Origin of the sequence: Pseudomonas sp. BN411 (genome assembly GCF_029871235.1) — a bacterium.
In the GTDB taxonomy this organism is placed as follows: domain Bacteria; phylum Pseudomonadota; class Gammaproteobacteria; order Pseudomonadales; family Pseudomonadaceae; genus Metapseudomonas.
Map to the genome: position 1 here is coordinate 1 of NZ_SSOM01000024.1, position 21,289 is coordinate 21,289.

Consider the following 21,289-nt stretch of genomic DNA (forward strand, 5'->3'; position numbering starts at 1 on the left):
CGCAATGAAGTTTCATTTGATGCAAACAGGTGTAATCGGTCGTCGTTATGAGCTGGAAGCGGGTATGGCTGGGCAGCGTCCTGAGTTGTATCAGCGCTTTCTATCCGAAGTGCGTGATTACGTTCGTCTGGCGGATGAGCTTGGTTATGCAGGCTATTGCCAGCCTGAGCACCACCTGCAGATCGAAGGTTTTGAGATCAACAACCATCCCGGCATGTTCAGTCTCTATGTGGGCCTGCATTCCAAGCGGATGAAGGCCGGCATCATGGGGTACACCCTGCCGACCCATAACCCGGTGCGTATCGCCGAAGAAATCGCCACCCTTGACCACATGCTCCAAGGGCGCCTGATGGTTGGTTTCACCCGTGGCTACCATGCGCGCTGGGTCGACTCCTATGCTGCGCGTCCGGGTGTCAGCGCCACTACGCCGGACAACGCCAAGGCCCGCGACGAGCAAGATGCGCTGAACCGCGAAGTCTTCGAGGAGTCGCTGCAGGTCATCAAGAAGGCCTGGGCCAATGACGTGTTTAGCCACAAGGGCAAACACTGGGAGTTCCCGCCAAATGGCGGCTCTGCCGGTCACCCGGCCTATGCCAGCATGGGCAAGGGCATGGATGCAGATGGCATCGTGCGCCAGATCGGCATTGCGCCGAAGTGCTACCAGAGTCCCCACCCGAAAATTTACGGCGGCTTTGCCGGCAGCATGCGCACCGTCGACATGTGGGCCCGGGAAGGCGGCAAGCCAATCGTGCTGGCTTCCGACCTGGACTTTTGCGATGCCCTGTGGACCCGCTATGCCGATACCGCACGCCAGCACGAGCGGGAGGTTGCCCGTGAGGATGTTGCTGCCTGGGGCGGTTTCCTGATGCTGACCGATGACAAGGACAAGGCCAAGCAGTTGATGGCCGAGCATAAGTGGTTCTGGGACAAGTGGTTCATTCCGTTCGGCCAGAAAATGCCGAACGTGCTGATCGGCTCGGCTGACGAGATCGCCGATCAGATCGGCCGCGCCCACGACCGCCTGGGCTTCAACGAGCTGTTCCTGATGTTCGGTCAGGGTCACCTGGACCCGGAGCAGAACAACGAGGAACTGGAAAAGTTTGCCAGCCTGGTGGCTCCTCGCTTCGCGACCAAGGATGCCGAAGGCACGCTGGTTTAACACTGGCCAGTGCACAGTTGAAGCAGGTCGGAACTAGTCCTACCTGCTTCGATTGTAACGACCTGATCAGCCCGAGATGCCGTGAAGGTATTAAGGGTGAACGCAACGCGAATTTATCTGGAGTTGCATCATGAGTGACGTCACCACAGAGAACGTACGAGACGCGATCGATCCGCAATGGTTCAGAACCGTTCTGGGCCAATATCCCACCGGCGTATGTGCCATTACTGCGATGGATCAGGACGGTAGGGTGTCGGGTATGGCAGTTGGGTCGTTCACCTCGGTATCGCTTAATCCTCCTTTGGTGGCGTTTCTGCCCGATCGCAGTTCCACCAGTTGGCCGAAGATTGAGTGTGCCGGTAAGTTCTGCGTCAATGTGCTAAGTAATCAGCAACTGGGTGTCTGTAAGCGCTTTGCTTCCAAAGCGGAAGATAAATTTGCCGGGCTGGAATACGAGCTATCAAACAATGGCTCCCCAGTGCTTGCGGGCGTGGTGGCCTGGATCGATTGTGACTTACATTCCGTTCAGGAAGCAGGTGATCACTATATCGTCATTGGTGCAGTTCGTGAGTTGCAAATCGAGTCCCAAGATTCTGCTCTGCTTTTCTACCGTGGCGGATATGGTGGTTTTGCATCGCTGTAAATTGAAACTAGCAAGTTGCTGCATGTCGGTTATGCGCAAGGCTCGGCCGAACCTTGGCAAGATTGCGCGAAACTCGTTTGAGTCGCGTAATCTAGGTGCGAGTAATGTTTACCGGAATTATTGAAGCGGTTGGTTTGATAGGCTTGATCGAGCCCTGCAATGGTGATCTGAGGGTCTTCGTTCTGACTGGGACGATGGATTTGAGTGGTATGGCGCTAGGGGAAAGTGTCGCGGTCAACGGTATCTGTCTGACAGTCGTCAGTTTGCTGCAGGATGGTTTCTGGGCTGATGTCAGCCAGGAAACGCTTAGCCGCAGCAGTCTGGCGGGGCTGCGACACGGCGATCGTGTCAATCTGGAAAAAGCGCTTAGGGCGGACTCGCGGTTGGGCGGTCATTTGGTCAGTGGACATGTCGACGGACTCGGCAAGGTGGTTTCGCTGTCACGTGACGCGCGCTCATGGCTGATTCGCATCCAGGCGCCTGCAGCGCTCACCCACTATATTGCGGAAAAAGGCTCGATTACCGTAGATGGTGTCAGTTTGACGGTCAACGCGGTGGCAGTCGACTGCTTTGATCTGAATATAGTGCCGCACACCATGCAAATGACCATCATGTCCAACTACCAAATCGGCCAGCAGGTCAACCTCGAAGTTGACCTGATTGCACGGTATCTAGAACGCCTTCTGGCCGGTCGTCAGCATGAAAGACCGGGCGGAGAGGGTGGGCCCCCTTGGAACTTTGCAAGTGTTTGTAAATGCGGGCTGAATCAGGCAACTCATGATGCGCCGGCAGTGTGAAATTCTGCCCAGCAATTGATCAACGTTGTTGTTGACTTTTGTCGATCGCGGTACCATCTTTTGGTATTTAAACGGTGCCGAGCACATAATTAAAAGCGTGCAGAAGGCTGCCAGAGTAACAACTGCCTTCTGTCCGTAGTGGAGGACGCTCAATGACAAAAACAACAGAATGGTTTGAGGTTTCCCCAATAGGCGACCTCATCGTACGAGGGGCGCATTTGCAGCCAGCACGGGATGCGGTCGTTTTCCCTGAGGAAAGACGCACCTACCGGCAGTTGTGTGACAACGCCATACAGGTGGCCCGCGGTCTTATAGCTCTTGGAGTTCGTCCCGGTCAGCATGTTGGGCTGATGTCCGCCAACAGCCCTGAATTCATTGAAGGTTTTCTCGGCGCGGTGATGCTCGGGTGTGTAGCGGTGCCGATCAATGCCCGGCACAAGGCCAGCGAGATTGGCTATATCATCGAAAACGCCAACCTTGTCGCTTTGCTGACTACTGCAGACGACAGCGAGTACACCAATTTCACTGCGCTGTTCTGCGATGCATTGCCCTCATTATCTAAGGCTGAGAACCCGGCAGCCTTGGTCCTGCCAGAAGTACCCTGCCTGCGTAGTACCGTGTTGCTCAAGGGCGAGTGCCGTAAGGGGTTTGTCGGACGTTCGGAATTCGATCGTTTGGCACAGAGCATCAATGCGAACCAGGTGCATGAGGCTCGCTTGCGCGTGCGTATTCGCGATCTGGCACTGTTGGTCTACACCTCTGGCACAACGGCCAACCCCAAGGGCTGCATGCTGACCCATGAAGCCATTGTACGCGGCTCGGTGCAGCGTGCCCGTTCACGGTTTGCCACAGACGAACACCATGTTGCCTGGAACCCAGGTCCGCTGTTCCACATTGCAGCGATCGCTCCCTTCCTCGGCGTGATTGGAACCCTTGGCACGTACCTAACCGATACCTTTTTTGAGCCCGGGCGAGCCATTGCCTTGATGGAAAGGGAAGGGGTGAGCATGGCTTGGCCTTGGTTCCCCGCCATCGTACAGGGCCTGCTTGATCACCCTGATTTTGATGTCGGCAAACTGAGGTCGCTGCGCAAGATTATGCTGATCGGCCCTCCTGCTCTGGTCAAAACGGTTCAGAAGACCTTTCCGGACGCTGAGCTCTTCCAAGCCTGCGGCATGACCGAGACTGCCGGTATCTTTGCTCTGACCGACGCCGACGAAACGGCAGAACAGCGCGCCAACACTCAGGGGCGTCCTGCGGTTGGAATGGAGGTACGCGTTGCCAGTCTTGATGGAAACGGCGATGCCGCACCTGGCGAAGTAGGTGAAATTCTGGTGCGCGGCTTCTGCATAATGGAAGGCTACTATCGCGACCCAGTGAAGACCGCTGACACTTTGGACAAAGATAGGTGGTTGCATACCGGCGACCTCTATTTGCGCACTGAGGACGGCAGCCTGGTATTCAACGGTCGCCTCAAGGATATGCTCAAGGTCGGCGGTGAAAACGTCGCAGCTATCGAGATCGAATCTTACCTCTGTGAGCATCCCTGCGTGGCCATTGCGGAAGTGGTTGGCAAGCCTGATCCGCGCCTGGACGAAGTGCCGGTGGCTTTCGTCGAGCTTAAGCCGGGCAAGACTGTCGAAGCTGAAGAGCTGATCGCCTTCTGTAAAGGAAATATCGCTAACTACAAGATCCCTCGGGCTGTGCATTTCGTTGAGCCGGGTACCTGGCCTATGTCAGCAACCAAGGTTAACAAGCGTGCACTGCGCAGCATGCTGACCGACTAGGCCGCAGCGTAGCGACGGGCGCTGTTGCAACCTGATCGTAGCAGAACCGAACGGAGTATCTGGATATGGAGCAGAGTAGCGAATGTTGACACTCGAAGAGATCGGAACCTACGCAGAGGGCTTTCTCGAGTCCGTGCTGGACGGCGAGCCGTTATCTGATCGGGACGCCGCGCTAATTGGCCTTGCGGTCCGAATCTCACCTTCGGCCCTGGATATGCAGGGGACGCAAGACTATGTGCGGCGGGCATTGGATGCCGGTGCGAGCGCGGCACAGGTGCATGAAGTACTGGTGCTGGTCTCTGGCCTAGGAGTGCACACCCTTATGGTGGGCTCGTCTACTGTGGCCGCGGTTTTGCGTGAGCGGGGCGATCTGTCCATCAGCGCGCCGCTGGATAGCCTGCGCCAGCAGCTTTGGGATCAGTATGTCGGTGATGACCCGTTCTGGGGCAGCATGGAGCAGCAGGTGCCCGGTTTTCTGGACGCGCTGCTCCGTCAGTCGCCCGAGGCCTTTGAGGCATTCTTCAAATACTGCGCGGTGCCCTGGAAAACCGCGGCACTGCGTGCGTACCTCAAGGAGCTGATTTCCTTGGCGGTGGATGCCGCACCATCGCATCGCTTCATGCCGGGGCTGCGCCTGCACCTGGCCAATGCAGTGCAGTTGGGCGTTGGGCGCAAAGCTATTCTGCAAGCTCTGGAGATTGCCGCGGATGCCCCGCTGCACCGAGGGATCGCCTAAGTCACTGTTAGGAACGGCGGAAGAGGGTGCCGTAGGTGCGCAGCGATAATAAAGCCCAGATACTGACGTCTGACGCTGGTTTCTGGTGGTAGATCGAAGCACAGGGAAGTGATCGCCGGACCTGAACCGCCATCTGTTCCCTACGCGGAAGAAGGCGAGGTCATGTCATTTGCGCCGTCAACGGCCGTTCCACGCGCATTTGTGCTGTTCGGGGAGGGGATATTCAGCCTGCCGCACACCATGTACCTCTTTAGGGCGATGCGGTGCAATGCTTGTTGGGGATCGATCTGGGCAGAGCATGCCTGATTGGCTTTTGATGAGCGGGTGCACAGGCCCATGAATCGATGAGCCTTTTCAGGACTGCGAACAGGGTGTTATTCGGCGAGATTGCTTTCAATTTCGATGAGCTCCGCTGGTCAGCAGCCATTGGGTGCTGACTGCCATAACCACTGTGGAGCGCAAGCGCGGCCGGAGTTTTTCCCTGTTTGCCCGCATCCCACTGGAATTGTGGATTCCACGCCATTCGGACACTCAGCCCGCGCTGATCCGGACATCTGTTCCACAATCATTCTGACAGGCAGTCTGTGCGCAGCGACGCAGGGTTGGCATCGTTTGTCGTAGCTGCCCGGCGGCGTCAATCTCCGCGGCTACTTGCGCATCGACTCGCCTTTGAGCCGGATAAGATAAACGCTCCAGGAGACATCTTTACTTCGAAAAAAGGTGACCGATGGTGGTGTAAATCCTGTGTGACTACCTGCCGGAGAAGTGTCCGAATGGTCGCAGAATCGGTGTTCGGATGCGCGTTAAAGGGGGAAGAGTCAGCGCGGAATCCGCAAAAGCACGCCGTAGGTACTATCCGCAAGACAAGATTTGCTGATCCGGTTGCCCACCGCTGAAGGATGACCCCACCCCGATTCGCAGGGATGGCTGGACCGTCAACGCGCTAAGGCTGGGGGTATGAGCCGGTCAATAAAGGCTCGATTCTTCGACATTGTATTTGCCGAATCGCGAGGTGACTATGTTGCTGAGTGCTGCCCGCACAGTACCTCACCTCACCTCACCTCACCGCCCGCTACTGAGTGCCTCGGTAGGTGTTATCGAGGCGCCGCCTGAGCCGCCTGAGCCGCCTGAGCTGCCCGGGCCGCGAGAGCGCTGAGTGCGCTCGCGTCACCACGTGTCGATGAAGGGGCGCCTCTTGCCCTGCCTTGGCCCCACCGTCTTTAACGACTGCAGGCAACGTGCAAGCCACTGGCGTGATGTGGCCGGATCGATGACGGCATCAAACTCAAGCGATGCGGCGACACTGCTGGCCTTCCCGCGCTGGTAATAGTCATTGACCAACTTGTCGAACAGGGTCTTCCGTTCCTGCTGGTCGGCAATGGCTTCCAATTCGTCGCAATAGGCAAGTCTGACCGCGCCTTCAAAACCCATACCGCCAAACTCGCCGGTCGGCCAGGAAGCAATGGACAGCGGTGCGTGGAAGGAACCGCCGGTCATCGCCATGGCGCCAAGACCATAGCCCTTGCGCAGTATCAGACTGAATAGCGGCGTGGCCATATTCGCGGCTGCTGCGAATAGCCGGCTGGAGTGGCGCACAAGCGCTGTTTTCTCGCTCTCCGGACCGACCATGAAGCCGGGGGTATCGCACAGGCTGAGCACTGGCATATCAAAGGCATCACAGAGTTGAAGGAAGCGCGAGGCTTTGTCTGCAGCATCGGTATCGATGGCCCCACCGAGGATCTGCGGATTGTTGGCTATCACTCCAAGCGGACGCCCTTCAATGCGTATGAGTGCGGTGATCATATTGGCGGCAAACTGCTCGCGCAGCTGTATGGCAGAGCCGCTATCCGATAGCGTCTCGATCACGGACCACACGTCATAGGAGCGCAGGCGGTTGTCCGGCACGCTGTGGCGCAACCCTCGCTGGTCAGCAGATTCCCAGTGCTCAAGCGACCCCTGAAAATAACCCAGCAGCTTTTTGGCTAGCGCGGTGGCCTGCGCCTCGTCATCAACCACACAATCTACCACGCCGTTCTTAGCCTGCAGATTGACCGGGCCAATGTCCTCCGGCGCATACACACCCAGTCCCGCGCCCTCGATCATTGCTGGACCAGCCATGCCGATATTGGCATCCCGGGTGGCAATGATGATGTCACTGCAGCCGGCCAGCACTGCATTGCCGGCAAAGCAGCGACCGCTGACGATGCTGATGCGCGGAGCCAGACCACTGAGCTGGGCAAATTGCAGGAAGCTGGGCATGTTCAGCCCGGTTGCCCGGGTAGCATCGTCGTTGTCCCCTGGCCGGCCGCCTCCCCCCTCGGCATAGATGATCAGGGGAATTTCCAGCTCGTTGGCGATACCGAGCATGCGCGACAACTTCTTGTGGCTCATGATGCCCTGTGTGCCGGCCAGTACGGTGTAGTCGTAGGCCAGCACCATGCACCGGGCTTGTGGGGGCTGGAACTGATTGCCATTGACGCTGGCAACCCCTGCGATCAGACCGTCCGCTGGTGTCGAGATGGCCAGTTCCTGTTCGGAAAAGCGGCTGCGCTGGGCGGCAAATGTAAGGGCCCCATATTCAATGAAACTGTCTGCATCACACAGGTCTGCTATGTTTTCGCGAGCAGTGCGCTTGCCTTTTGCATGCCGGCGCGCCACTGCCTGAGGACGCGACGCATCCTGGCCGAGGGCGTGGCGTGATAGGACCTCGGAGAGGTCCGCTCTGGCCGTGTCCAGGTCAACCGCGTGTAGCGATCCGCTATCGATCGAATCGACATCGGCCTCTTGAAGATAGAGCAGGGCTTGGTTTGCGGTAACGGCCGAATGCATGTCCACACTGACGCGACGGATAATCCCGCTAGCTGGCGCGCTGATTACATGCTGCATCTTCATGGATTCGATCATCGCCAGCGCCTGCCCCTTGTGCACCGGCTGGTCCTCGGCGACATGCAGTTCAATCAGCAGGCCGCTCATGGGGGCGGTAATCATTCTCAGACCATCCAGAAAATGCTCATCTGGATGTGCTGTGGGAGCAGGACCGGATGACTCGGTAAAGAACTGCTGTGGATGCTTCTGGCTCGGACTGCGAATTAGCTGCCCCAGGTGCTCATCAATAAAGCGGGTATACACCTGGCTCTCGACCACCGCAGGGTGGCAAAGCAGGTTCTTGAGAAACTCGATATTGGTTTCGACACCTTGTATGCGTGTTTGACAAAGGGTGCGATAGACGCGCTGAGCGAGCTCGCTGAAGCTTCCGGAAGGGCTGTGCACAATCAGTTTAGCTAGCAGCGAATCGTAGCGGGGATTGATGCTGTACCCGGCGTAGCCAAAACTGTCGACTCGAATGCCGGGGCCGCCCGGCGGCTCGAAGATGCTGAGCGTGCCGCCACTCGGCAGTACACTGCCGTCGGGCTGCATGCTTTCCATATTGATGCGTAGTTGCATGGCAAAACCCTGCGCAGGAGGAATGTCCGCCTGTTGCAGATGCAGGCTGCGTAATGTCTCGCCGCCGGCCAGGCGCAATTGCGCCTGCACCAGATCAATCCCGGTGACGGCCTCGGTGATGGTGTGTTCCACCTGCAGTCGCGGGTTGGCTTCTATGAAGAAGAAGCGACCGGTTTGCTCATCGAGCAGAAATTCGAAGGTGCACAGGCTGCTGAGGCCAACTGTGCGGGCCAACCTGAGTGCGGCATCAATCAGTGCTTCGCGTAGGTCGCTGCTGAGCGACGGACTCGGGGCAATTTCCAGCATCTTCTGGTGCTTGCGTTGCAGGCTGCATTCCCTTTCCCACAAGTGGCTCACTTCTGTGCCGTCACCGATCACTTGCACTTCTATATGCTGTGCGCGGGCCACCATTTCCTCGATGTACAGCTCATGATCGCCAAAAGCTGACAGAGCCTCGGCGCTGCACTGATGGAAGGCTTCTTCCAGCTGATTGGCATCGCGCAGTATTCGCATGCCACGGCCACCGCCACCGGCAATCGCTTTGAGCAGCGCTGGGTTTCCCGCTGGCAAATTGGCAAGAAAAGCGCGAGCTTGCTCTAGATCGATTGCGCCGTCGGTTCCAGGAATAACCGGAACTGCGCACTGCTTGGCCAGCACTCTGGCACTGGCCTTGTTGCCAAGTCTGGCGAGGACATCCGCAGACGGGCCGACAAAGCGGATATTGGCGGCTTCACATTGTCTGGCAAATTCCGGCTGTTCACTGAGGAAGCCGTAGCCGGGGTGGATGGCATCACAGCCATGCTGGCAGGCCAGGGAAATCAGTTGCTGCACATCCAGATAGGCCGCTACGCCAATACCTTCGAGGGGAATGGCCTGGTCGGCAATACGCGTATGTAGGCATCGCGCATCATCTTGCGGGTACACCGCGACGCTTCTGATACCTAAGTCGGCTGCGGCACGGGCAATACGGATGGCCACCTCTCCGCGATTGGCGATCAGAAGCTTGTTGATCATGTTTTGCCCTTCTTAATACAAAAAAAGGCCGAACGCTTGGCGCCCGGCCCCGGTGCACTTGGGTAGACTTAGCGTCCCTTCCATTCCGCTTTACGTTTCTCGACAAAGGCGTTACGGCCCTCGAGTACATCTTCGCTGGAGGCATATTCCTCGATCGACTCGAAACGGGTTGCCAGAGCAACTTCAAGCGGGTAGTCGAGGCGGCTCATTGCCGCGTCTTTGGCGGCTTGGTTGGCTAGAGGGGAAGCGGCCGCGACCTTTTCCGCCCAGCGCATGGCTGCTTCGGCAAGGTTGGCCGGCTCGACCACTTCATTCACCAGGCCATAGCTGAAGGCGTCCTGGGCGGACATGCGATCCCCGGTCAGGATCATGGCCATGGCAATGCGCTGCGGCAGCTGACGTATTGCGCGGTGAACGACGCCGCATTCGCCGATAATGCCGGCCTTGGTTTCCGGCAGGCCGAATTGAGCATTGTCTGCTGCAACGATGATGTCGGCACACAAGGCCAGCTCGAAACCACCGCCTAGCGCATAACCCTGAACAGCGGCAACCAGTGGCTTCTTTAGTTTCACCAGCGGGCCACCAATACCGGTCAGACCACCACCGACAGCCATGCGCGATACACGTTCAGTACCGCCACTGATATCACCGCCAACACAGAACGCGCGGTCACCCTCTGCAGAGAGCACGGCGACCCAAACTTCCGGATTGTTGTTAATTTCATGCCAGGCTTCAAACAAAGCCTGATCCATATCACCATTGATGGCGTTCAGAGACTTGGGACGGTTCAGCCGTACGTGAGCAGTATGGCCTTCAATGTAGAAGTCGACGTTAGACATGGCTCTTATTCCTGTATTTTTTTCGCCGGGGTCAGAGGGGTCGTCCGCTCTGAGCGGTAGAGTTTTATCGACTCCTTCAGACCTATTTCGGCAAGCTTCTGTTTGATTTCCAGCACCGAGGGCGCCACGTGTAGCAGTGCGTCCATCTCGGCTACCGCAGCTCCGGCAGAACGGAAGCCCATCGCTTCGGCGGCACGGTTGATGGACAGCTTCTTGATTCGCAGAACTTCGGGTGGTGTCAGGGCAATGCGCTCGGCGAGACTTTCGACACACTCAATGAGCTGGTCTGGGGGCACGCTATGATTGGCCCAACCCCACTCGACTGCAGTTTTCCCATCAATGCTGTTGCCAGGTACGAAAGCTAACTCCTTGGCCCGCTTGGCTCCCACCAGTGGTACCCAGAGGGGGGCAATGTAGCCGCCCCCAATCGGGATCGTCGGCTCACCGATCTTGGCGTCATCGGTCACAACGGTGATATCCGCATACACGCAGATCTGTGTGGCCCCCGCGATGCAGTACCCGTGAACAGCGGCGATGATCGGTTTGGGGTGATCCCACATCGCAACATAGCGGTCCACATTCCGGCGCAGACGTTCCCGATCAGCGAGCGGATCGGGTACGAGACTGCCGTAGCCGTTTGCCTTACCAACTTGGCCTATGTCGTAGCCAGCCGAAAAACCGCGTCCTTCTCCCCGTATACCAATCACAGGGCCGCCTTCAGTTGCGAGACGCTTAAGGGCATCAGAAAACTCGTCGAGCAATTCGTTTGACAGCGAATTAGCACTGTCAGGCCGATTGAGAATCAGCCAGGAAATTTTCTCCCTGTGCTCGATGCGGATGTGTTCATACGGGTAGGAAGACGCGGCGTTCATATCAGCTGCGTCCAATCGGCAGGGTTTTCTTCACATGGAAGTCCTTGTCGCCGGTCACGCGCAGCTCGCGGCGCTTAAACTGCCATTTGCCATCCGTGCGCACGATGACATCGTGATACTGGCCCCACACATGGCTGTCAGGCATATCACGGTTGTAGCGGTGCCATGCATAGAGAACAGAGCGCACGGTGGCTTCGTCCGGACCGGTGAAGTCGACGACGATATTCGATACATGGTGGCTAGTGGCTTTGAAGAAGGAGCCAACGCCTTCAAGAGTCTTGGCGTAGGCTGCGCGTCCCTGTGCGCCGAAGCCGCCGGGGCCGTAGATGACCTCACAGTCTTCGGTGAATAGGGCAGCCAGCTCGGCTGCCTGATTCATGTCGAGATGGAAGGCATAGGTGAACAGCAGGCGCTCAATGGCCTGGGTGTCGATAAGTTGTTGCAGCTGGGTTTCTTGGGTCATGTTGTTCTCCTCAGTCAACGTTAGAGTTGACTGATACTATTTATTTGTCAACGCGAGTGTCAACTTTCATTTCTTGCTTTCTGTCGGGGCGGCCCGCGCATCCCTTGGCGGCAACGATCCCTGATGCTGTGGCCGGGGTTAGGCGGTGCGGGTAGGGAGGGCTTGATGGAGGTGTTTGAGTGGCTGGGGAATGGCACCTCCGGTCATTCCTTCTATGCTGTCATGTGTGGAGTAGACAGGCTGAAGTGTTCTATTCGGGTGTCTGGTGGCAGTGCTGCCAGCTTCTGCGCTTGTAGCGATGTGTCCGAGAGCTAGAGGCCTGTCATGCCAGCTACTTGGTGCAGATGGGCTTGTAGCGTGAGCGGTGCCTACGAGGGCCGCTAAGTCCAAGCGCTAAGCCAATGCCTGTCAGTCTGTAAGGCGCCGCGTTCTGTGGCGTGAGCGCGCTGCGTTCCGCTGGTGCTTACATCTTCTCGGCCTGATTGCAGGGCATCGAACGACATGAGTTGAGGATCGTCGGCCGATGAAGTCTTCGTCTTGGCATCGTTCAGGGCCGCGTAAGCTGCCGAGCCCTGCTCGCAAGCGCAGTGGCATAGCAATGAGAAAGGGCATTGGCGCTGAACGGATTCCGGTTCTGGTCGTGCGCAGTGTCGGAGCGGGCGGCCTGCAGACTTCTATTTGGTGAAGCAGTCAATGGCGCACCACATAGGTGCTGCCTTGCGGCCATTATTCGACTCGCGCAGGGTTCTGCGAATCGATAGCGCAGTGCTCCACTGCGGGCTGCCAGGGCTGAGGGGGGGTACTCGCCACCGCCGTAGTTTGCGCCAGAAGCGTCGTATTGCCGGTGCTTACCTTATCAAGAAGGTCTGCGCTTATGACAGTCGTCTGAAGGCCTGGATGATTCGCTTCCAGGGGGTAAGGACGAAACACTTGGCCAATTGCCTGGGCTGGAAACGTTTGGTCGAGAGCTATGGGAAGCCACATAAACCCATTGATTTACATGAAGTAATTCCCCGATGTATGTCCCTTTGGGCAGCTAACGCCATAGCCTTCCTTCCCCCTTCATACGCTTTGCGCGTCTCGGCAGCGCGACCGCTCCACCGTCAGCTGAGAGGCATCTCCCACCTGAATTGCGTTGGGAGAGGGAGTTATCAACGCTGGAGTTGACGAGGAGGTGCTCGAATGGTATATCAACGTCGGAGTTGAAAAAGTGAGGTAACGGTTGCGATGGGGTTGGGCGCAATCCAGAGGAGAGTGGTGACGTACTGAAGCGCAGGCTGGCGTGCTGTTGGCCAGTAAAGGTCCGTGGACAGGAGAAGCAGAAATGCAAAAACAACAAAAAGAAATTGCAAGGTTTGGCAAGATTCAGTTTGGTCAAAAGAAGCTGAGAGCAGCGATCGCCCTTGCGACGATTTTCTCATCTGGTGCATCGCAGGCAGTCACTCTGAAGGCCGACCAGGACTGGACGATCAACTTCGATACGTCCCTGCAGTGGCTCGCAGGCTGGAGGGTTGAGGGGCGCGACGCGCGTATCGCGAACAATCCGAATAACCACGCCGCCGATCACAAATTTGATCGCGGGGAAATGGTTACGAACCGTGTTCAGGGATTGTTCGAGTTGCAGGGTGTCTATCAGGATAACTATGGTTTTCGTGTGTCTGCTTCGGCTTGGAATGATTTTGCTTACGACGATGATGTCGAAGTACGTCCGGGGTACCTGCCGACCTATAGCGATGGCAAATACAGCAGCCATACTAAGAAGTACCACATCCGTGGTGCTGAGTTGCTTGATGCTTTCGTTTTCAGCAACTTCGAAGTCGCTGACCACAACGCATCTGTACGGCTAGGTCGCTTCAGTCAGCAGTGGGGTAACGCAGTATTCTTCGGTTACTCCGGTATTGCGTTCGGTCAGCATCCCGTTGACTTCATCAAGGGGTTTTCTCAACCTGGCTCTTCCGTCAAAGAGTTGATCCTGCCGCGTACGCAGGTCTACGGCAGTTTCGATATCAATGATGAACTGTCAATCGCCGCACAGTATTTTCTCGAGTGGCGTCCCAATCGTTTCCCCGAAGGGGCTACCTATCTGGCGCCTGCCGATATTCTCTTTGAGGGGCCGGATGTCGGCGGTAGCGTAGTGCCAGGCGCTGTTGTTGGTAAGAGCGATGATCCAGATGATATCAACGGCAACTTCGGTGTCCGCTTGGACTGGACTCCGGCCTGGGCTAATGGTGATCGCATTGGCTTTTATTATCGCCAGTACGACGAGCCGGAACCTGTTGCAACTCTGAACTTCCCTCAAGTTGAATTGAAGTACGCCGAAAAGTCAAAAATGTACGCGATGTCCTACGAGACCGCGATTGGGGCTAACAGCCTCGGCTTCGAAGTGAACTATCGTCAGGATACCGCGTTGCAATCCGTTTTCCCTTCCGAAGTGGCGAAAGGTGACTTGGTTAACGTGTTGGCTAACTCTTTGATCAGCCTGCCCGGCAACTCACTCTGGGACGCGGCGACCGTCCTCGGTGAAGTGACCTACACGCATCTGACTAAAGTGCATGACAAGGACATCTATAACGGTGAGGGTTATGCCTGTAAAGGTAACAGGAGTGATGGCTGTGGTACAGACAATGCAGTTGCAGTTGCGCTGCTGTTTGAACCGTCCTGGCTGCAAATCCTTCCATCCACTGACATAAGTCTGCCGATTTTCGTCCAGTATGGAGTTACCGGAAATCCGGCCTATGCAGCTGGGGGGTTTTATGCTGAGGACTCCGTCATTGCCTCTATTGGCGTGAAAGCAGCTGTGGCCCAAAAGCATTATTTTGCTCTGCAATATCAGGACTACTACTGGAATCCCACTGGTCGCATCGTTAACGGTGCACCTGGCGGTGATATATATGCAGGTGGTAACGGTCCCACTGGTCTGAATGACAAGGGCTGGGTATCGCTTTCCTACAACACCTCGTTCTAAAAGAGGGCCCAGCCTAGCGAGTCAAGCATCCAGTAATACTTACAAGCCTTACAGACACACTTGTTCCGATAATCACAAGAAGGAAGACAGCCGTGCTGAAAAAAACAATTATTGCCGGGCTGGTGCCTGCCCTGGCACTGTGCTTCGTAGGTAGTGCCTTGGCTGCCGTATCGGCAGAAGAGGCCAAGCGTCTTGGTGCGGATCTGACCCTGCATGGCGCCGAAAAGGCCGGTAATGCAGATGGTAGCATTCCAGAATACACAGGCGGACTGCAGCCGGTTCCTGGCTACAACCGGGACACGATGCAGACTTATATCAATCCTTATAAGGATGAGAAGCCTCTGTTTTCCATTACGTCCGCCAATATGGAGCAGTATTCGCAGTTCCTCACCGAAGGTACTAAGGCTACGCTGCGTAAGTATCCCAGCTACAAGCTCAATGTGTACCCAACCCACCGTTCGGCGCGTTATGAAGACTGGGTACTTAAAAACACTCAGGTGAATGCGACGACTGCCGAAATGACCGGCGAGAACACGGGCGATGGCATTAAGGGGGCGGGGCCTGACGGTCTACCCTTGCCGGGTGTTCTCTTCCCGATCCCGAAGAATGGCTATGAGGTGATGTGGAACCACAAGCTGTCCTTTGCCCCGGCGATCATGCACCAGCACAACCAGGGCTTCGTGGTTGACTCCAAGGGCGGTGTGAGCGTGCTGTCCACCCCAAACCAGTACCACATGCGCCCCTGGTATGACCATAGCGGCAAGCTGCGTCAGGAGTCAAACGGCGCAATTCTATCGTTCTCGGCACTGCAAACCAGTCCGCCGCAATCCGCGGGCGTAACCTTCCTGAACTTCTATCTGCCGACCGCCGACAACGGTGGTCAGCTGGTATGGTTCTACACTCCGGGTCAGCGCCGTGCACGTCGTGCGCCGGACTTTGCCTACGATCTGCCGATCAGTTCTTACGGTGGCGTACTGATGTGGGACGAGCTCTTCGGCTTCGTCGGCCGCATGGATCGCTTTGACTTCAAGTTGGTCGGTAAGGAGGAAAGGTTCGTACCCTACAACGCCTATACCCTGACTCAGGACGTCAATCCGCGTGACGCACTTGGTAAGGAGCACTTGGCTCCGGAAGCCCTGCGTTTCGAAAAACATCGGGTATGGATTGTCGAGGCCGATCGTAAGCCAGGTGCCCGCCATGTATATAGCAAGCGCCGCTTCTATATCGACGAAGATAGCTGGCAGATTGTTGCTCTGGAAACCTACGATAATGCCGGTAAGCTCTGGAAAAACGGTTTCATCGAGAGTTTCCCGACCTACGACGTAGGTGGAGTTAATAACAACACGTGGGCTTTCAATGACCTGGTTTCAGGCAACTACATGCTGATCAATGCCGGTGCTTCACAGCCTGGCTACTGGAACCGTTCCTATACTGCTATGGACGGTTTGCGTATTGCACTTACTCCGCGTGCAGTTGAAGCTCAGGGTGTTCGTTAACAGCTGAAGGACTTCTGGCGGGGGTGTCAACCCCCGCTAGGCTCCAGCTTTCTTGTAAGTAATCGAGTTCACTTCTGCTTACTGTGTGAGTTTTCTGAAAGTCTTTCGTGCACCAATGGCTTTGCTTAAGCAAAGAAGAGAACCCCGTATGAAAAATAAATTGAATAAGCTGCTCAGGGTGTTTGTCCTTCCTTTTGTGGTTTTGTTCGTGTTGGCTTCATCATCAATGGCCGATTTCAAAGATCCTCTGGATTATGGCGCCATTGAACAGAAAAAGCCTCTGAATAAGCCCTTTATTGACAGTGCGAAAAGCGGGCATACATTAGTCGTGGTTGGGCCGCGAGGCTTGATTCTGTATTCCAATGATGGGGGAGGGAAGTGGGCTCAAGCCCAGGTTCCTATACAGAGCGACTTAGTTGCCATTGATATGGTCAACGAGTCAAAAGGTTGGGCAGTTGGGCATGATGGCGTGATTCTCGCCACTACTGATGGCGGCGCCACATGGGTCAAGCAGCTTGATGGTCGAATGGCCAGCGAGCAGTTCATCAAATACTACAGTAAGCGTCTCAAACAGGGCGACAGCAGCGTTGAGAAGGCCCTTGAACTCACCGAGCTCAATTATCGAGATGGTCCGGCCTTACCCTTTCTCGATGTCTGGTTTCGTGACGAGTTGACCGGTTTTGCCGTAGGTGGATTCGGAAACATTGCGCGCACTGATGATGGTGGCAAGACTTGGACACCATGGACGGACCGCATTGCCAATGAATCCGGTTTTCACCTCACTAGCGTCGTAGGCGTTGGTGATGATGTCTTTATCGGCAGCGAGCGTGGAGTGTTGTTCAGGTTGAATGCTGAGCGGCAGTTTTTCGAAATTATTGAAACCGGGTATTCCGGTAGCTTTACCGGAATTACCGGCGCTAATGGGCTGATCATCGCTTATGGCGTGGGCGGGGCGGCGTACCGCAGTACAGATCGAGGCAATACATGGGCGGAAGTCAAGGATCTGCAGGGCTCAACCATCAACGATGCTTTCAGACGGGCCGATGGCAAGGGTTATATATTTGCCAGTCAATCTGGCAAGTTAATCATTAGTGACAAGAACTTTGCCAATCTTGAGGTGATCGACTCCGGCACACCCGTTAGTTTCACTTCGATTCTCGAAGTATCGGATCGTGAGTTGCTCGTTACTGACTTGCAGGGGCTTTCGAAGGTTTCGCTGGTGGATCACAAGATGACCAGAGTCACGTCTCAGGAGTAATGTCAGATGTTAAGTAATAATAAAGCTGCAGCAGGGCCTGGTTCGGATGTGACTGCCGGCACGTTTGACCGCTCATCAGGAGCCTTTCACGAGCGGCTGTTTTTTAACAATCGCATATTGTTTCTTCTGGTCGGAGTTTTTGTAACGCTCTGTTTCGGTTTTCAGAGTGCGAAGCTTGGTGTAAACGCAAGTTTTGAAAAAATGATGCCCTCATCCCATGAGTACATCCAGAACTACCGCGCCTTTGCAAATAACCTGCGCAGTCTAGGTAACGCAGTTACAGTGGTGGTGGAGAACAAGAATGGGTCTATCTACGACGCCGAGTATCAAAAGACGCTGAGCGAGCTCAATGACAGGGTGTTCCTGATCAATGGAGTCGACCGGGCATTCGTACAATCCCTGTGGATGGCCTCGGTGCGCTGGACCGCGGTAACCGCAGAGGGCTTTGACGGCGGTCCGGTCATGCCACCGGATTATGACGGCTCGCCCAAAAGCCTTGAGCAGCTTCGTGCCAACGTCGAGAAGGCCGGGTTGAAAGGCTCCCTTGTAGCTATGAACGAGCGCTCCAGCGCGATGTTCGTGCCCTTGATGGAGCGGGACCCGGTAACTGGTCAACTTCTTGACTATAAGGCTTTTACAGACAGCATCAATGCAATCAACGCAGAATTCCAGAGCCGGGGCGTCGAACTCCATGTCATCGGTTTCGCCAAACTGGTCGGTGACTTGATTTCCGGCCTTATGGAAGTGCTCAGTTATTTTGTTGTGGCTGCCGCGGTCGTATCGGTCATCGTTTACTGGTATTCGCGTTGCTTGACCAGTACCTTAATCGTGGTTGGCACTTCGCTGATTGGGGTGATCTGGCAGTTGGGGATCATGCAACTGTTCGGCTTTGTGCTGGACCCCTTTTCGGTACTCGTGCCTTTCCTGGTTTTCGCCATCGGTGTGTCCCATGGCTCGCAGATGATGAGTGGCATCATTCAGGACATCGGCGAGGGTGCCGATCGCTATGTGGCTGCGCGAATGACCTATAGGCGGCTGTGTCTGGCTGGCTTTGTGGCGCTGGTAGCCGATGCCTTAGGTTTTGCCGTGATCTCGGTGATCGATATTCCTGCTATCCGTGATTTGGCCCTACAAGCCACTGTTGGTGTCGCGGCGCTGATCATCACCAACTTGCTGCTCATTCCAGTGGTACTGTCCTTCACCGGTATCAGTGCCCGCGCGGCCCAGCGCGCTTCGAAGGTTCTGCACGGCGAGCACCTTATGGTCAGGTGGCTCGGTGATCTTGCTGAAAAGCGCGTTGCCCGCTTGGTGCTGATCAGCGTGGCAATTATCACAACTGCTAGTTTCATCCATGGTCAGAAGATAAGCATTGGTGATTCCGGGACCGGTGCCTCCGAGTTACGCGCGGATTCAATTTATAACAAAGATGTAAATTACATCCGCGAAAACTACGGTTTGTCGAAAGATATGTTTGCGGTGATTGTGACGACGCCGGAGGGTGGCCTAGGTAACTTTGAAACCCTGTTGCAAATTGATCGGCTGGAACAGCAGCTGAGTGACTTGCCTGGTGTGCAGATCACCGAATCCGCAGCCAGCATGGCTCGCAGGCTCACTCCGGCAGGCTTTGAGGGCTCGCCCAAGTGGTACACCATCAGTCGTAGCCGCTATATCACCAATGACGCGGTAGACAACGTGTTTACCGCACGTCCAGGGCTGATCAACGATTCTCGTACAGTGGCACCGATCATTGTCTATCTGAGCAATCACAATGCCGAAACCCTGCAGCGCTTGACGCAGGTTGTTGAGGCGTTTGCCGCCGAAAATAACAATGAAGATCGGAAATTCCTGCTGGCCGGCGGCAACGCTGGTGTGGAAGCTGCCACTAATCAAGCAGTGGAAAAAGCCAGCTTCGAGATGGAAGTACTAGTTTACGCAGCAGTAGTTCTGCTCTGCTGGATAACTTTCCGTAGCTGGCGTGCCGTGCTGGTGGCGATTCTGCCGCTGATTGTCGTGACCATTCTATCCAAATCGTTGATGGTCCTGCTGGGAATCGGACTCAAGGTGGCTACCTTGCCAGTAGTAGCGCTGGGTGTGGGGATCGGCGTGGATTACGCGCTTTACATGCTGACTGTATTCCTAGCGTTTCAGCGTCAGGGTATGTCGGTCAAGGGAGCTTACACCAGTGCGCTGGCGTCTACCGGGCAGGTGGTGCTGCTGGTAGGTGTTACCTTGACAGCAGCGGTGGGTACCTGGATATGGTCTCCGATCAAGTTCCAAGCCGACATGGGCCTGCTGCTGGCCTTCATGTTCCTCGGAAATATGCTTGCGGCACTGATTATGGTCCCGGCGCTGTCCGCTTATTTGCTGGCACCTAATAAGGTTGAGCCCGAAGACTCCGTTGGGGTCGAATCAGATAGCGATCTTGTAACTAAGCACGTCGCCCAAATGTCGACCCTGTGAGCTGTCAGGAGGATTAGCCGCTGCTGGCTGTAGCAGGCGTCTAAGGGGGCGGACACGTCAAAAGCAACGTGCCCGCCCTTGTCCGGGCGTTCAGCGATAAAGGTTTGGGCGTTTTTTTTTGCCCTGCAAATCAACATGAATGTTGACATCCGGTGTTTGGTTGTCTGATAGTCAATCGATACGAGCCACAGCAGGAACCGAGGAGGCGCAATGAAGTTTCATTTGATGCAAACAGGTGTAATCGGTCGTCGTTATGAGCTGGAAGCGGGTATGGCTGGGCAGCGTCCTGAGTTGTATCAGCGCTTTCTATCCGAAGTGCGTGATTACGTTCGTCTGGCGGATGAGCTTGGTTATGCAGGCTATTGCCAGCCTGAGCACCACCTGCAGATCGAAGGTTTTGAGATCAACAACCATCCCGGCATGTTCAGTCTCTATGTGGGCCTGCATTCCAAGCGGATGAAGGCCGGCATCATGGGGTACACCCTGCCGACCCATAACCCGGTGCGTATCGCCGAAGAAATCGCCACCCTTGACCACATGCTCCAAGGGCGCCTGATGGTTGGTTTCACCCGTGGCTACCATGCGCGCTGGGTCGACTCCTATGCTGCGCGTCCGGGTGTCAGCGCCACTACGCCGGACAACGCCAAGGCCCGCGACGAGCAAGATGCGCTGAACCGCGAAGTCTTCGAGGAGTCGCTGCAGGTCATCAAGAAGGCCTGGGCCAATGACGTGTTTAGCCACAAGGGCAAACACTGGGAGTTCCCGCCAAATGGCGGCTCTGCCGGTCACCCGGCCTATGCCAGCATGGGCAAGGGCATGGATGCAGATGGCATCGTGCGCCAGATCGGCATTGCGCCGAAGTGCTACCAGAGTCCCCACCCGAAAATTTACGGCGGCTTTGCCGGCAGCATGCGCACCGTCGACATGTGGGCCCGGGAAGGCGGCAAGCCAATCGTGCTGGCTTCCGACCTGGACTTTTGCGATGCCCTGTGGACCCGCTATGCCGATACCGCACGCCAGCACGAGCGGGAGGTTGCCCGTGAGGATGTTGCTGCCTGGGGCGGTTTCCTGATGCTGACCGATGACAAGGACAAGGCCAAGCAGTTGATGGCCGAGCATAAGTGGTTCTGGGACAAGTGGTTCATTCCGTTCGGCCAGAAAATGCCGAACGTGCTGATCGGCTCGGCTGACGAGATCGCCGATCAGATCGGCCGCGCCCACGACCGCCTGGGCTTCAACGAGCTGTTCCTGATGTTCGGTCAGGGTCACCTGGACCCGGAGCAGAACAACGAGGAACTGGAAAAGTTTGCCAGCCTGGTGGCTCCTCGCTTCGCGACCAAGGATGCCGAAGGCACG

At 56.1% G+C, this 21,289-nt stretch carries 14 protein-coding genes; 10 read left to right on the top strand and 4 right to left on the bottom strand.

The annotated features are described in order from the left end of the window. The first annotated feature begins 19 nt into the window (after positions 1-19). The 5 genes from E8F06_RS01915 (at position 20) to E8F06_RS01935 (ending at position 5,122) form a co-directional block, all read left to right on the top strand. The gene (locus E8F06_RS01915) at positions 20-1,159 is read left to right on the top strand and encodes an LLM class flavin-dependent oxidoreductase (RefSeq protein ID WP_280363646.1); all 1,140 of its coding nucleotides are present in this window, start codon (positions 20-22) and stop codon (positions 1,157-1,159) included. A 130-nt stretch (positions 1,160-1,289) separates the two neighbouring features. Further along, positions 1,290-1,802, top strand: a complete 513-nt coding sequence (locus tag E8F06_RS01920) for a flavin reductase family protein (protein ID WP_179059757.1) — start codon at positions 1,290-1,292, stop codon at positions 1,800-1,802. Between the two features lie 104 nt (positions 1,803-1,906). Next, positions 1,907-2,599, top strand: a complete 693-nt coding sequence (locus E8F06_RS01925; protein WP_179059756.1) for a riboflavin synthase — start codon at positions 1,907-1,909, stop codon at positions 2,597-2,599. A gap of 152 nt (positions 2,600-2,751) precedes the next feature. Beyond that, a complete protein-coding gene (locus tag E8F06_RS01930) occupies positions 2,752-4,386 on the top strand; it encodes an AMP-binding protein (protein ID WP_179059755.1) in 1,635 nt (544 codons plus the stop codon). An 82-nt stretch (positions 4,387-4,468) separates the two neighbouring features. Continuing rightward, a complete protein-coding gene (locus E8F06_RS01935) occupies positions 4,469-5,122 on the top strand; it encodes a carboxymuconolactone decarboxylase family protein (RefSeq protein ID WP_179059754.1) in 654 nt (217 codons plus the stop codon). A 1,167-nt stretch (positions 5,123-6,289) separates the two neighbouring features. On the opposite strand, the gene E8F06_RS01940 is transcribed toward E8F06_RS01935, so the two are convergent. The 4 genes from E8F06_RS01940 to E8F06_RS01955 all read right to left on the bottom strand — a co-directional run bounded on the left by E8F06_RS01940 (position 6,290) and on the right by E8F06_RS01955 (position 11,754). Further along, entirely contained in the window at positions 6,290-9,580 is a 3,291-nt protein-coding gene (locus tag E8F06_RS01940) for a carboxyl transferase domain-containing protein (protein WP_179059753.1), read from the bottom strand. A gap of 68 nt (positions 9,581-9,648) precedes the next feature. After that, positions 9,649-10,419 (bottom strand): enoyl-CoA hydratase-related protein, encoded by a 771-nt coding sequence (locus E8F06_RS01945; protein ID WP_179059752.1) that lies wholly within the window; start codon positions 10,417-10,419, stop codon positions 9,649-9,651. A 5-nt stretch (positions 10,420-10,424) separates the two neighbouring features. Next, entirely contained in the window at positions 10,425-11,291 is an 867-nt protein-coding gene (locus E8F06_RS01950) for an enoyl-CoA hydratase-related protein (protein WP_179059751.1), read from the bottom strand. Position 11,292: 1 nt separating this feature from the next. Beyond that, positions 11,293-11,754, bottom strand: a complete 462-nt coding sequence (locus E8F06_RS01955) for a nuclear transport factor 2 family protein (protein ID WP_179059750.1) — start codon at positions 11,752-11,754, stop codon at positions 11,293-11,295. A gap of 1,324 nt (positions 11,755-13,078) precedes the next feature. Between E8F06_RS01955 and E8F06_RS01960 the strand changes: the two genes are divergently transcribed. The 5 genes from E8F06_RS01960 to E8F06_RS01980 form a co-directional block, all read left to right on the top strand. Next, entirely contained in the window at positions 13,079-14,719 is a 1,641-nt protein-coding gene (locus tag E8F06_RS01960) for a DUF1302 family protein (RefSeq protein ID WP_179059749.1), read from the top strand. 92 nt (positions 14,720-14,811) lie between these two features. Then, complete coding sequence (locus E8F06_RS01965; RefSeq protein ID WP_179059748.1) at positions 14,812-16,215, top strand: DUF1329 domain-containing protein; 1,404 nt, start codon at positions 14,812-14,814, stop codon at positions 16,213-16,215. 148 nt (positions 16,216-16,363) lie between these two features. Next, a complete protein-coding gene (locus E8F06_RS01970; protein WP_179059747.1) occupies positions 16,364-17,473 on the top strand; it encodes a YCF48-related protein in 1,110 nt (369 codons plus the stop codon). 6 nt (positions 17,474-17,479) lie between these two features. Beyond that, positions 17,480-19,933 (top strand): MMPL family transporter, encoded by a 2,454-nt coding sequence (locus E8F06_RS01975; protein ID WP_179059746.1) that lies wholly within the window; start codon positions 17,480-17,482, stop codon positions 19,931-19,933. Between the two features lie 210 nt (positions 19,934-20,143). Further along, the coding region (locus tag E8F06_RS01980; protein ID WP_179057997.1) for an LLM class flavin-dependent oxidoreductase at positions 20,144-21,289 on the top strand (1,146 nt) is incomplete at its 3' end.

Coding starts and splice junctions, on each gene's coding strand:
- E8F06_RS01915 (WP_280363646.1), top strand. CDS start 20: ATGCAAACAGGTGTAATCGGTCGTCGTTATGAGCTGGAAGCGGGTATG.
- E8F06_RS01920 (WP_179059757.1), top strand. CDS start 1,290: ATGAGTGACGTCACCACAGAGAACGTACGAGACGCGATCGATCCGCAA.
- E8F06_RS01925 (WP_179059756.1), top strand. CDS start 1,907: ATGTTTACCGGAATTATTGAAGCGGTTGGTTTGATAGGCTTGATCGAG.
- E8F06_RS01930 (WP_179059755.1), top strand. CDS start 2,752: ATGACAAAAACAACAGAATGGTTTGAGGTTTCCCCAATAGGCGACCTC.
- E8F06_RS01935 (WP_179059754.1), top strand. CDS start 4,469: ATGTTGACACTCGAAGAGATCGGAACCTACGCAGAGGGCTTTCTCGAG.
- E8F06_RS01940 (WP_179059753.1), bottom strand. CDS start 9,580: ATGATCAACAAGCTTCTGATCGCCAATCGCGGAGAGGTGGCCATCCGT.
- E8F06_RS01945 (WP_179059752.1), bottom strand. CDS start 10,419: ATGTCTAACGTCGACTTCTACATTGAAGGCCATACTGCTCACGTACGG.
- E8F06_RS01950 (WP_179059751.1), bottom strand. CDS start 11,291: ATGAACGCCGCGTCTTCCTACCCGTATGAACACATCCGCATCGAGCAC.
- E8F06_RS01955 (WP_179059750.1), bottom strand. CDS start 11,754: ATGACCCAAGAAACCCAGCTGCAACAACTTATCGACACCCAGGCCATT.
- E8F06_RS01960 (WP_179059749.1), top strand. CDS start 13,079: ATGCAAAAACAACAAAAAGAAATTGCAAGGTTTGGCAAGATTCAGTTT.
- E8F06_RS01970 (WP_179059747.1), top strand. CDS start 16,364: ATGAAAAATAAATTGAATAAGCTGCTCAGGGTGTTTGTCCTTCCTTTT.
- E8F06_RS01975 (WP_179059746.1), top strand. CDS start 17,480: ATGTTAAGTAATAATAAAGCTGCAGCAGGGCCTGGTTCGGATGTGACT.